Annotated in this window: 11 protein-coding genes and 1 pseudogene; 3 read left to right on the top strand and 9 right to left on the bottom strand. The window is 67.3% G+C overall.

Annotation, left to right across the window (positions count from 1 at the left end):
- Positions 1–431: 431 nt before the first annotated feature.
- Entirely contained in the window at positions 432–662 is a 231-nt protein-coding gene (locus tag AB0D12_RS37775; protein ID WP_362693631.1) for a hypothetical protein, read from the top strand.
- 114 nt (positions 663–776) lie between these two features.
- Here the strand turns inward: AB0D12_RS37775 and pyrF are convergent, their stop codons facing one another.
- From pyrF to AB0D12_RS37760, 3 genes and pseudogenes are all read right to left on the bottom strand, one after another.
- Complete coding sequence (gene pyrF, locus AB0D12_RS37770; RefSeq protein WP_362693628.1) at positions 777–1,472, bottom strand: orotidine-5'-phosphate decarboxylase; 696 nt, start codon at positions 1,470–1,472, stop codon at positions 777–779.
- Positions 1,473–1,955: 483 nt separating this feature from the next.
- Positions 1,956–2,138: pseudogene (locus tag AB0D12_RS37765) on the bottom strand (pyridoxamine 5-phosphate oxidase); the annotation flags it as partial.
- Between the two features lie 17 nt (positions 2,139–2,155).
- Complete coding sequence (locus AB0D12_RS37760) at positions 2,156–2,596, bottom strand: VOC family protein (protein WP_127357022.1); 441 nt, start codon at positions 2,594–2,596, stop codon at positions 2,156–2,158.
- 332 nt (positions 2,597–2,928) lie between these two features.
- Here AB0D12_RS37760 and AB0D12_RS37755 point away from each other — a divergent pair, with 332 nt between their 5' ends.
- Positions 2,929–3,276 carry a hypothetical protein gene (locus AB0D12_RS37755; protein ID WP_362693625.1) on the top strand — a complete coding sequence of 116 codons (348 nt, stop codon included), beginning with the start codon at positions 2,929–2,931 and terminating at the stop codon, positions 3,274–3,276.
- Positions 3,277–3,428: 152 nt separating this feature from the next.
- Here the strand turns inward: AB0D12_RS37755 and AB0D12_RS37750 are convergent, their stop codons facing one another.
- The 5 genes from AB0D12_RS37750 to AB0D12_RS37730 all read right to left on the bottom strand — a co-directional run bounded on the left by AB0D12_RS37750 (position 3,429) and on the right by AB0D12_RS37730 (position 10,488).
- On the bottom strand, positions 3,429–3,911 hold the full coding sequence (locus AB0D12_RS37750) for a hypothetical protein (protein WP_362693622.1): 483 nt from the start codon (positions 3,909–3,911) through the stop codon (positions 3,429–3,431).
- Positions 3,912–4,442: 531 nt separating this feature from the next.
- Complete coding sequence (locus AB0D12_RS37745) at positions 4,443–5,066, bottom strand: hypothetical protein (protein ID WP_362693619.1); 624 nt, start codon at positions 5,064–5,066, stop codon at positions 4,443–4,445.
- Positions 5,067–5,623: 557 nt separating this feature from the next.
- Positions 5,624–8,443, bottom strand: a complete 2,820-nt coding sequence (locus AB0D12_RS37740) for a Pls/PosA family non-ribosomal peptide synthetase (RefSeq protein WP_362693616.1) — start codon at positions 8,441–8,443, stop codon at positions 5,624–5,626.
- A 403-nt stretch (positions 8,444–8,846) separates the two neighbouring features.
- The gene (locus AB0D12_RS37735) at positions 8,847–9,278 is read right to left on the bottom strand and encodes a hypothetical protein (protein WP_362693614.1); all 432 of its coding nucleotides are present in this window, start codon (positions 9,276–9,278) and stop codon (positions 8,847–8,849) included.
- Between the two features lie 43 nt (positions 9,279–9,321).
- Complete coding sequence (locus AB0D12_RS37730; RefSeq protein ID WP_362693611.1) at positions 9,322–10,488, bottom strand: alanine--tRNA ligase-related protein; 1,167 nt, start codon at positions 10,486–10,488, stop codon at positions 9,322–9,324.
- Between the two features lie 540 nt (positions 10,489–11,028).
- Here AB0D12_RS37730 and AB0D12_RS37725 point away from each other — a divergent pair.
- Complete coding sequence (locus tag AB0D12_RS37725; protein ID WP_362693608.1) at positions 11,029–11,196, top strand: hypothetical protein; 168 nt, start codon at positions 11,029–11,031, stop codon at positions 11,194–11,196.
- Between the two features lie 118 nt (positions 11,197–11,314).
- Here AB0D12_RS37725 and AB0D12_RS37720 read toward each other — a convergent pair whose 3' ends face one another.
- Positions 11,315–11,635, bottom strand: a complete 321-nt coding sequence (locus AB0D12_RS37720) for a hypothetical protein (RefSeq protein ID WP_362693605.1) — start codon at positions 11,633–11,635, stop codon at positions 11,315–11,317.
- Positions 11,636–12,243 lie beyond the last annotated feature (608 nt).

Genomic DNA, 12,243 nt, shown 5'->3' with positions numbered 1-12,243 from the left:
GTTAGCTCGAACAACTCATCGCGCTTGGCCTCCAGACACGCATAGAACTCGCCCCGGAAGCATGCAACTCGTGTGAACGCTTCCCGACGGCCGCCTCGTTCCAGTGCACCCACCACGGCTTTCGTCCCGGTCACGTGTGCTTCTCGGTCAGAGCGCAGGGTCACAAGCGTTCCTATGTCCGGCGAACCCCCATGAACGCAATCAAGTTCGTAACAGCGTTCGAGGTCGTGGCAACATGTCCGGCATGACGACACACCGAAAGGTCCATGCCGCGTAGACGGCCAGGACGCCTACGGGCCACACTATCGGACCCGCACCAGCCACCGGGCACGACATCGGCCATCGACCGCCTCTCCCCGCGAGTGCTGTCCGAGATCGTTCGCCTTGAACGCACGCGGAACTACCCACAGCCGGGAGACACCACCGCGGCATTGCGCCTGTGGAAGGACTACGTCCACCTACCCGAGCGCCAGCTCTGGCACGACTACGACTACGACTACGAGTACGGCAACGTGCACTGGTACTGCTGCGGCAACCCTCTGGAAGCCCGCGCTCTCCTCGACGGCGTGATGCAAGCGATGTCGCATCGCGGAGCCCGCGAGCTCGGCAAGATCATCGATGATCTCGACGCCTTCATGGGCCCACCCTGCCCAGGCGCATGAGGAAGATAAAGAACAAGGTAAGTACCTGTTTCTGATCCCCGGCGCTTTCGGCGCGGCTCGGGTCGCCGACGACGACCGCCGGCGCAACCCGTTCGACGGGGTGCCCGTTTCCGCTCACAGCCCCATGTTGGCGCGGACGAGCCGCACCGCAGCTACTGGATCTGCCGCACGAGTGATCGTCCGGCCCACGACGATATGTGATGCGCCCGCGGCGATGGCCGCGTGCGGTGTGCCTGGTCGGGCGTGCTCGGCACGTGATTCACCAGAGAGCGTGACTCCCGGCGTGACGATCAGACTGCCTGCACCGAGCTCAGCCCGCAGTAGTCCAGCTTCCCGCGGCGACGCGACCACTCCGTGGCATCCAGCGCGTTTCGCCAGTCTTGCCAGCCGCAGCACTTGCGTTTCGGTCGAGGCATTGACGCCGATGTCAGCGAGGTCGGAGCCGGTCATGCTGGTGACGACAGTGAGTGCGAGAACCCGAAGATGAGGAAAATCGCGGGCCGCTGCGACAGCGGCTCCCATGATGTCGGCGCCGCCCATACTGTGCACGGTCACCATAGAGACACCCAGGGCACCTGCAGCACGGACAGCAGCGGCGACAGAGTTCGGGATCTCAAAGAGTTTCAGATCCAGGAACACATCCTTGCCCTTGCCAACGAGGTGCTCGACGAGGTCAGGTCCGACCGCAGTGAGCAGCTCCATCCCAACCTTGTAGAAACGGCACTCATCACCAAGCCGGTCGACGATCTCGTCAGCAGCTCGACGGTTGTCGAAATCCAAAGCAACGATGACCCGACTGGTTGGCTCCACGGTGCCATTGTCGCCCACCGAGGGTAGCGCCATGAGGGCGGCTTGCCCTTTCACAGCCGACCGCCCCTCACGAACAACGTGAGCGCGAGAGTTCGCCGGACATGCGGGCGGCCTTCGTCTGACGGCGCGCTCGTCTCCCTGTGTGAGCGTCACGGTCTGCCGGGTCTGTGGGCGCTCACGCCTTCCACGACCGACCGTGCACAGGCGGAGCAGTGGATCACGGATTGGAAGGGTGTCGGGGTGGAAGGGGGCTTGTACGCACAGTTTGGAGCTGACCGATTGACCACCGTGACACCGGTTCCAACGGAGGGGGTGGGCGGGTGACGTGGTCACTCTCCGATCCCATGCTCATGGTGCCGGTGGGCAGTCCAGACCTACCGGACGGGTGGGCGGCGGAGCCGAAATGGGACGGTTCTCCAGACACTCAGATGTGTCTCACCTACTGGTGCCGTCGTTTCAGGAGCCTGTGCGCGAGGGTGGCCACGGGAGTTTGGGCGCGTTCTTCGTCGTACACATGACGATCTGCGACCCGTTCCAGGTGAAAGCGATCGGTACGTTGCGCGGGGTTCCGTCCTTGGCGACGTAGGCTAGGCGGGTCAAGTCACGGGCCAGCAGCTCCTGGCTGATCGGGCGGTTCAGAACCTCGATGATCTCGTTCGGCTGCATGGTTCGGTTCCTCCTTCTCAGCGCAGTTGCTCGGCCAGTCCGACGATGATGCCCTCCGGGCCGCGGATGTAGCAGAGCAGATAGCTGTCCTCGAACCGGGCGATCTCGCCGACGAGTTCGGCGCCGTGAGGGCGCAGGCGGGCAACGGTGTCTTCGATGTCGTCGACGGCGAACATGACGCGGTGCGTGCCCAGAATGTTGTGCGGCCGGTTGCGCGGCCCGGCGCTGATCACCGCGGGGCTGCGGTACTTCGCCAGCTCGAGCCGGCTGTGACCGTCCGGGGTCCGGACCATCGCGATGTCACAGCGGACGCCGTCGAGTCCGGTGCACTGGTCGGCGAAGAGGCCCTCGACCTCCGCCCTGCCCTCCAGCTCCATACCGAGTTCCACGAAGAACGCGATGGCGGCGTCCATGTCCTCGACGACGATGCCGACGTTGTCCATCCGCTGAATCGCCATGCTGGTTTCTCCTTCTTCCTCGTGCGGCCGGTGGTGGCCGCTGATGTCCCTGGGACGGAGCCGGTGGCACGTTCTCGACATCCGCAGACCGCCGAACACCGAAAAATCTGGATCGCGCCTCAGAACCGATACAGCTGACCCGCGAGCCAGGCGCTACGACCGCCGGTCGCGCAAGCCCGGTCTCAGCTTGAGACGGGCCCCGTCGAACCCATCTTTGCGCTCATCCCGGAGGCCAACCAGTAGTCGACAAAGCGCGCCCTCCTTTTCCGCGAAGCGCCCGGGGGCCAAGAGTTCCCGGCTCGCGGCCTTCCCTGACGGCCGGTACAGGGCCGTTGCCAGCGCTGCGCGCCGGAGCCGGGCATCCCCTCCTGCTCGGCCGCTACAGCCCCAGCGGCCGACTGCGCCTGGTCGCCCGCACCACACAGCTGCCTGACTCCCTGACCCTGGACCTGGGCCACCTGCTCACCAGGGCCGGCCCCGGACATCCCTGGCAGGACGTGCGTATCACTACCCAATGGGGCAGCCGAGAGCCGCTGAACTTCACCTGTGTGGCGCCCCACCTCGTCGCCGAATTCGTCGGCGACTCATCGATCGACCACGGCCGGTGGTGGCATTCGGTATCGGTCCAGGCGCGGCGGATCAGGACCGACGTCGCGCCCCAGGACGTTCCCCCCGCCTGACGAGCTGGCGCGTCGGCCGAGGAACAGGTCCTACGACTGGCCCGGCTGGCGAAGGGTGCCGGCTGCCACGGTGTGATCGCCTCGCCTCAGGAAGTGGCGCCGCTGCGACGTCTGCTGGGCCCGGAGCCGATCGTCACGCCTGGAGCGCTCGTTCAGCCGGGCAGCGCCGATGCCGGGCCCGGCTGAGGGCCGTCACCGTCGTAGGCGGCCAGCGCGGCTTGACGGCTTTCCAGCAGTTCGCGCAGGTCTTCGGGGGTCAGGTGCTCGTGCGCCAGCTTCACGCTTGCCTTGCCCTCCACGTCTGCCCACGCCTGCCGGGCGCGTTTGTTGGCCACGCGCCTGGCATCGCTCCGCAGGAAGCCGGACCCGGCCGCGAACCCGGCAGAGGCCAGGGCGAGCAGCGCCGCGGGGACGCGTGCGTCCGCTGTGGCCAGTCCGGCGGCGCCGGCCACGCCCGCGAGCAGAGCCGCGGGGAAACCCAGCACGATGTGGGCCCTGTTCCAGAATTCGGCCCTTCGATGGGCCAGTGCCTTCTGTTGCGCCGCTTCTTCGTGCAACCGCTCGATCTCGGCGCGCAGGCGACGCGAGGGCTCGTCCGGGGCGAGTCGGGTGGATCCGTCGGCAGGAGTGGCCATGCCTGACATTCCAACACGGTTAAGCCTGGGGGGACTTGGTTCGGTAGTGACAGGCTTGCCGAGCGCGAATGGTGGGCTCTCGCCAGAACCGTCCGCCCCCGAACACGGTCACCTCAGCTGTGCCGCAGCGCGAACCCACGGTCTCCGGCTTTGCGGGCAGCAGCCGCATGCTGGCTGCGGGCGTCGATGAAGTCCCCAGGCGCCTGCCCCTACGGCTAGTCCGCGATGTTCTCCAGATCCACAGCTCACCCAGCACCCTTCACACCGACAAAGGTGAATTTGCACTCTTTCCCCGGGGAATGGTCCAGCACCGTGCCGCCGGGCAGGGCGCCTGGCCCCGGGAGCCGCGGCACCGCGCTGGCCCTTGGTGGACACGCGCCCATAGCCGACGAGGACGCCGGTGGAGGTGACGGGGAAGGCCGCGAGCGCGTCGTCGTCCGCGTTGTGACTTAGCGTCGTCATTGGTCCGTGTGGCCAACTACGACGCTCCACGCGGAGTGTTCAGCTACGGCTTCCATCAAGGTGGCCCGTTCAGCGGCCTGCCGGCCCTCCGAGCCTCTGCCGGTCGTCGTTCAGCGCAGCGTCGAGCAGGACGGCTGCCGCGTCCCGCCAGATGAAACGCTCACCTCGGACGCCTCTGAACTGCCACGCTGCTCCAGGGGCGTGCTCAGCCATATCCGACTGCCCAAGGCTTGGGCGCCGTGGCTTCCGCGGCATCCGCGGCATCCGTGGCGCACGTTCGCACGTGTGACGCCGCGTCGCGAGCTGCGCCGCCTTGCGCCGTGACCCGGCCTGATCGACAAGCCCCCACGGGCTATAGCGGCCGACGCTGCTCCAGTCGGCGGGGGCGGGCGGCACCGAGCGGCCGGCGGCATGCTCCCGAAGGCGGCGGGTCAGTTCCGGCAGGTCGTACGCCGGGAAACTCACCTGGAGCAGCTGCAGGCGAAACCGCGATACCAGCTCCTCCTGGAACATCGCCACGTCCATCGGCTTGACCGTCACGTCCCACGCGTCCGGAGCCGCCCAGTGCGTCATTCGGACGTAGAACGCGTCACGCGGACCGGCGGTCGCCATGGCCGAGACGAAGGCGAGGCCGCTGTCGACGGGGAAGTCGATGAGCATCCAGCCGCGCCTGGAATCCACCCACTCCGCCATGTGCGTCAGCGTCTCCGGCCAGTCCTTGTTGCTCTCGCCGACGTCCTGGCAGCAGGTGAAGGTTTCGAACCCGCACTCCCAGATCGCCTGGATCGTGGGTGCGAGCTGCTCGTCGATCTGTGGTGCCGGTCGCCCACCCGGACGAGGACGGTGGGGTGGGTGCCTTCGTAAGACGTCATCGAGCGAGCACAAGAGCGGGGTACGACACCCGGCCGGGGCACCCGACCGGGTGTCGTACCCCGCCCGACGTCCGCGCGGCGGTCCACCGTCGAGCCCCGCCCGCCGCTCTCTGGGGCAACCTCAAGTGCTTACCCGGGCCAACTGGAACGCTCATGGGCCAACTGTGGCGCTCAATGGAAGACCCGGGCCGTCCGAGCGCCGACACTGGCCTCAGTGGAACCAGACGACAAGTCGCACCTGGCCCGGCGGAACCGACGAAATGCGCTGGCAGGGCTACGGGTGGCGCCGCGTGGGCATTTCCCGCGAACAGCAAGATCGTTTCCCACCGGGCTTCTCAGCAACGGTGACGTGAAGCGGGCCCGCCGACCACAGGAAGCTCAAAGAACGCGAGCCACGGCCGTGGTGTCTTCTCGGGCCGGGTTTCCGCCCCACCGCGCTCGAGAGGGAACTTCCTCGCCCTTCATCAGGAAGGAGTCGGCGGCCAGCTGTGCCTGGTCGCCGATCGTGGTCCCGTAGTGGACCAACACATTCACGCCGAGCGTCACGCCAGCGCCGATCGTGGCGTGGTCGGACTTGAAGGCGCCGTCCTCCTGCGAGTGGCACTGGATGACCGTCCCGGCGTTGAGGGTGCAGCCGTCCCCGATGCTGACGAGGGTCCGCTCGGTGATCGAGCAGCCGTCGTCGAAGACCCGGCGGCCGATCCGCACGCCCAGCAGCCGCCAGACCATGGTCTTGAACGGGGTGCCGTTGAAGGCTTGCATGTATTGGTGCGACGTCAGCTTCCAGAAGCGTTCGTGTCCCCAGAAGTCGGCCTCGTAGATCGAGCAGTTCAGCGGTTTCACCGGGCGGATCCGTATGACGGCCCGTTCGATCAGCGCGAAGTAGACGACGGTGAACGTCCAGGTGAGCAGGCCGGCCAGCACGAAGGCCGGCACACCGATGGTCCGGTAGAGCTCGACGGCGGCCATGGTGATGAGGGCGAGTACGAAGAAGTGGAACCATCGCACCAACAGGTGCAGGCCCGCGGTGAGCGCGTTGTGCCTGTTCTTGACAGCGAGTCGGCGGCGCAGCTCATCACCGTGGGCCAGGTGGTCGAACTGGGTATCGCGCAGCACCGTGCGCGGGATCTCGAAGCTGGGTGAGCCCAGCAGTCCCACGCCTTCGCGCACCGGCCCGTCGATGGGGACCATGACCTTCGTCGCGAGCAGGCAGTTGTCGCCGGTCCGGCCGCGTGAAGGGTAGAGGATGCGGTTGCCGAGGAAGTTGCTCGGCCCGATCGAGGTCGGGGAGAAGCGGAAGGACGAGCTGGAGAAGTCGGCGTTGATGATCGACAAGCCGTCGGCGACCATCGTCCCGCTGCCGACCGTGCTCAGGTAGGGGGTGTCGTGCTTGACCAGCGTGCCGAAGTTCGACCCGGTCTGCTCGATGTGGGACAGGTCGTATCCGAGGCAGCGCAGGTAGTGCACAATCGCGGAGCTGTCCCCGAAGAGCGTGGTGAAGAACTTGATGTTGGTCAGCCGCGTGATCGCCCGCTGGATGCCGTGGTGGAAGCCGTACAGCGGGTAGGTCCTGCCCGGTTTGATCGCCAGGCTGAGCAACCGTGGCACCGTGCTCACCACCAGCAGGCCCACCAATATGCCGCCGAAGAAGGCCACCAGGGAAGCGACGAGCGCCTCGAGGTAGAACGCGGGGCTGGTGAAGGCCGGCGGCCCCAGGGTGAACACCGCGTTCAGCTGCGGCACCACGGTGAACACGAGGCTCACCCCTGCCAGCGTCAGCGGCAGGTATACCAGCAGCATGGCAAGCAGCTGCGACAGGCTGTAGAGGGCCCTGCGAAGGGGGCCGCACGCGGAAGGCTCGACGGCCCGGAAATCGGTCGTCGTCGGCTGCGCCGGCGTGCCGTGCCACGACTCTCCGGCTGGAACCGCCTGCCCGGAATGCAGGGAGGAGGCGTGACCCAGCTGGGTGTCGTCGCCCATCGACGTTCCGATGTCGATGACGGCCTGCTCGCTGACGGTCACATCCGCGCCGAGGGTGACGGGGCCCATCTCGATCCAGCCGTCGTGCGCCCGGTAGCAGGACAGCAGCACGTCCTTGCGGACGACCGTGCCGTCACCGATGGACAGGAGGTCGGTGCAGACAGGGACGGTGCGGGAAAGGATGGCGACGTCCTTTCCGATGCGTGCGCCGAGGGCCCTGAGGTAGAGCGCGTACAGCGGTGAACCGGTGAACAGACGCACCGGGCTGGTTCGGATGAGGGTCTTGACGCACCAGAAGCGCAGGTAGGCGAAACTCCACACCGGGAACCTGCGCGGGGTGAAGCGGCCGATGAGTATCCACTTGGCCGCAATGGGCAGCGCGCAGACGCCGAGGAAGAGCGCCGTACTGAACAACACCGCCCGGAGGTAGACGCCGGCCGTCCCCGAGCCCTCCAGGGTCCACTCGTAACCGAGGACGGCAATCGTGGCGCCGAGGGAGGAGCAGACGAGGAACATCAGCATCTGGGCCGTCCCGCACAGCACGTACCGCCAGGGGCCGGTCTGCGGCGCACCCGATGCGTCGGACGGGGCACTGGCGGTTCCCGGGGCCGACTGGGAGGTCTGTGACGGCGCGTGCCCGGGTGCCGGGGACGGGACAGCGGCGGGAGCGTCCGCGAACGCGGCGGCCAGGCTGCTGATCGTGGGGTGCCGGTAGATGTCCTTCATCGACACCGTCGGCAGGTCGTCCCGCTTGCGCACCCGTGCACAGAACTGAGCCATCACCAGCGAATCAGCACCCAGATCCGCGAAGAAATTGCCGTCCACCGGCACCTGCTCAGTACCCAAGACGCCCGCAAGCACCTCCCCCAGCAGGCTCTCGGTGCCGGCGACTGACACATCTGCCGGGGACTCAACCACCCCATCGGACGGGGCGTCCTCCTGCGCCGGGGAGAAGGTGCTGTCCGTGAACGCAGCAGCCAGGCTCCGAACCGTCGAGTGCTGGTAGATGTCCTTCATCGACACCGTCGGCAGATCGTCCCGCTTGCGCACCCGTGCACAGAACTGAGCCATCACCAGCGAATCAGCACCCAGATCCGCGAAGAAATCACCATCTAGAGGCACCCGCTCAGTACGCAGAACACCGGCCAGAACCTCGGCCAGGAGCCCTTCGGTGCCAACCGCTGCACAATCCGTGGCCGCCGTGGTCTCGGAAGACATGTGCCGTCGCCTCCAGTCAGGCCGTCCACTGTCAGATGACCGCCGAAACCGTCACGCCCCTGCTGCGCACATTGGGACGTAACACCAACAGCGGCTCCCAGCGCCTTCCGATCACCGGTTGACCGGCGGCGGGGGAGTGGCACCCCGCCGCGCCGAGAACACCCCGAGACCGATCAACCGCCCGTTAGCCGACGCACAGAAGGGCGCACATAGGGAAGAAAGGAAGAGTCGTCCGAGGCTGGCGACACGGACGGCCTGGCCCGGAGCTGAGCCACATTCCCATGCTTCCAGGCTCCGAAAAAGTGTTGATTTCTACCATCCGGCACGTGTCCGAACCACCCCCGCCGACCGGCGGGGGAGCCTCCGGCCATGTGGCTGGTGGGCAAATCGCGAGCAAGGTTTCTCAAGATCTGTCCGCGCCGTGGCGTTCGCTGAGCGTTCGCATCACGCTCCGGACCGGTCCCCAGTGGGTCTCGTCTCCCGCGACACTGTCGCGGCGTCGCGTGCCGGAGCTGTCGGTCCCCTGCCAGTCGGCGGCGGCAAGCTCGGACCAGGTGATCCACGTTGTGCCGTGTACGTCGGGGAGTCCGCCATAGGCGGCGTACTCGGTTCTCAGTGCCTCGGACGCGTCGCTTGGAAAGCCGCGGCCTTCGGCCAGAGGGCTGAAGCCGAAGTAGTTGCGGATGCCGAAGAGACAGGCGAGCGCGTCGTAGGTGTTGCCGTTGTTGAGTAGGAAGAGGTGATCCTGTCTGAATGGTGCCTGACTCGGTACTCGCATTTCCCGCCGCTCGATCTGCCATGCCGGATACCGCAGCGGGCCACCTCGAGCGCTCACAGATGAAATGCTCAGCTCGCGAAGCGCGTCGCCCCCACAGGCCTCACTCCTGCCGCAGGCTCGTGACCAGCTCACGTGGCAGACCATGGGTGTCGTGGAGGTAGTGGAAGTCCTCCTCGGTCAGCCGGCCTTGGAACCGGGGTCGGGCGAGCACCTGCCGGCCGCGCTCCAGGAGCCGACGGAACCGGCGCTCCTCCTCGAGCAACATCCGGAGCACGTCGCCTGGGCGCATGTCCTGCCGGAAGTGGTCCAGGGTGTGCTGGACCAGTTCCTCCGGCAGGTCTTCGACACCACGCGAGGGATCGTCCCGCCAGAGCACGGTAAGCACCCGTCGTACCAGGCGGCGCAGCACGTAGCCCCGTCCGGTGTTGGCCGGGCGCACGCCGTCGCCGAGCACCACGATGGCCGAGCGCAGGTGGTCGCAGACCAGACGCAGCGAGGGCTCCTCCAGAGGCCACAGGGTCGGCACGAGGCGGCGCCAGGGGTCGAAGACGTCGCATTCGAACACAGACGACTGGCCCTGGAGCAGTGAGGCCAGCCGCTCCAGACCGAGTCCGGTGTCGACGTTGCGCTGGGGAAGAGGCATGAGGGAACCGTCGTCGAGCCGGCGGTGGGTCATCATCACGTGGTTCCACACCTCCACCCAGCGGTCGTCGCGGGTGGGTGTTGACTGGGGTGGGCAGTCGCCGCTCCACAGGAAGATCTCCGAGTCAGGACCGCACGGTCCGACAGGTCCGTTGGACCACCAGTTGTCCTCTACGGTGAGTTCAACGGGGACGCCGCGGTCCTGCCACAGCTGAAGGGAAGCGGTGTCCGGCCCGGTTTGGCTGTCACCGGCATAGGCGGTGGCATGCAGCAGGCCGGGATCGATACCCAGTCCCTCGGTAAGCAGCCCGTATCCCCAGTCGAGACTGAGCGGGCCTTCGTAGTCGCCCAGCGACCAGGTGCCGAGCATCTCGAAGACTGTCAGGTGGGTGGCGTCGCCGACCTCCTCCAGGTCCGTGGTGCGCAGGCAGCGCTGCACGTTGACCAGCCGCGTGCCCAGCTGATGGGAGCGGCCTTCCAGGTACGGAGTGAGCGGATGCATGCCGGAGGTGGTGAAGAGCACGGGGTCGCCGGGTGGTGGCAGCAGCGTCGAGCCGACGATCCGGCGATGGGCGCGCTCTTCGAAGTACTCGATGAACGTGCTGACCAGCTGTTCTGTATTCATGGGATGACTCCTTCGCGTCACAGCGGGGGAGGCACCGGAGAACGGGACCGTTCAGTCGTCCGGCCGGGGCCAAGGGCGCCACGGCACTACCGACGGACCGTTTCCGGTCGCCGGGGGGAGGGGAAAGTCAGGCGGCGGCAACCGGCGAGCTGGTCGCTCGCGCGGTCGCGGTGGTGCTTGGGCCGGTGACGTTCATGCGGATGACCATAACGCGGCCCTGCCCGCGGAGCATTCAAATTTTGGTGCGGGGCGGCTCGGGGCTCAGGTGGGCCGAGGGCGGGGTGTCCCGTTTGCAGGGGAGGGAGCTCGACCGCCTCGTGGCCCTGTTCGAGGCGGGCGAGTACGAGGAGGCCGAGGCCGGGGCGAGGGTTCTTGCGGCCGCGCAACGGCGTTTCTGGGGCCGTAGCCCGATGGTGGTGTGGCTGGCCAAGGCCCTGGCCATGGCGGCTGCCGTCGCTCATGGGCGCGGGTCGGAGGTGTTGGGCGAGTTGGAAACGGCTCACGCCGCTTTGGGTCCGCGACGGAAGTGGGGCTCTGGGCATGGCCACGGCCACGGCCCTGCACGGCCTGGGCCGCCGCAGCGAGGCGGAAGCCGCAGCCCGTCAGGCGCTGACCGCCTGCGAGCAGTTCCTGCATCCGGCCCACCGCCGCATGCAGGAAGCCCGCACGCTGCTGGCCCGCACTACCGCCGAGGATCCGCTCCCTTAATGGGGCACCACTCACCGGCATGGCCGCTGATGCCCCTTCGGTGGGGTTTTTTGCTGTCTGGACCGGAAGGCCCCCGACACGTCGTGCCGGAGCCTTTGCGTGTTTGTGTGAGGGGGAGTCAGGTGGACGTGAGACTGGTCGCGTTGGCCGCTTTGTTCATCCCGCTCGTGCTGGGGGCGTGGCGGTCGTCGCCATAGTCGTTCACGGGGGTATCGCCGGCCGGGCGGTGGAGCGGGCCCGTCGTGAGGATCTGCCCCACCTGGTGCGTGCCCGTGGCAACACGCTGTCGAGTCTGCTGGGTGCGGTGCGGTTGCGGGCAGGGCAGACCGGTGATGCTGTCCGCGACAGTGCGGCGGATCAGGCTGGGAGCGGTGAGGCCGGCGGTGGGGAGGTGTCGCGGCGCTTCTACGGTCCGGACCGTGATCCCGTCGGCCGTCACATCGGTGAGGATGTCCTCGGGCGGCTGTCGGCGTACTTGGCAAAGTGCTCAGTACGTGTGTTTATGAAGGCGTGAACTGATGTCACTCGCTCGGGCGGCCGGGCGGGGATTGGTTCGGCGACTCCCGGGATGAGATCGGGGCGGCGTACGGGCTCCGGGAGTCCACTGACGAGGCCGAGTTCGCCGAGTGGCTGAGCGCCGAGCTGTGCCCAGTGGAGCTTTCGCGTGAGCGTCTGGTGGCCGGCTGCCGCAACGACGACATGGAACCGCCGGCCCCGGGGAAGGCCGATCGCCTGGTGGGCAAGGAGATCAAGGCGTTCGAGGACCGATTCTGCCGGATGTCACTGGAGGGGCCGTGGCGGGCGCCCCCGGGAACTGGCAGCCGCCGCATGCCGGGCGCCTGTGCGGACGGGGGTAGCCGGCGGTGATGGTCCTTCGCGAGCGTTCACGATGGACCATCACCTGCAGAATCGGCGTGGATTGCCGATCAGAGCCGGCGGCGGGTCAGGGAGTGTGAGGGGCCCTGCGCTTCTCGGACAGCGGTGTTGAGGGTTCTCCTTATGCCGCTGCCTGCAACTCCTCGTATTCGGCGTGGACTTCTGCGGGAG

It is taken from the genome of Streptomyces sp. NPDC048479 (genome assembly GCF_040651435.1).
Lineage (GTDB): Bacteria > Actinomycetota > Actinomycetes > Streptomycetales > Streptomycetaceae > Streptomyces.
The sequence above is the reverse complement of the archived record's forward strand: the minus strand, read 5'-3'. Positions and strand labels throughout refer to the sequence as shown.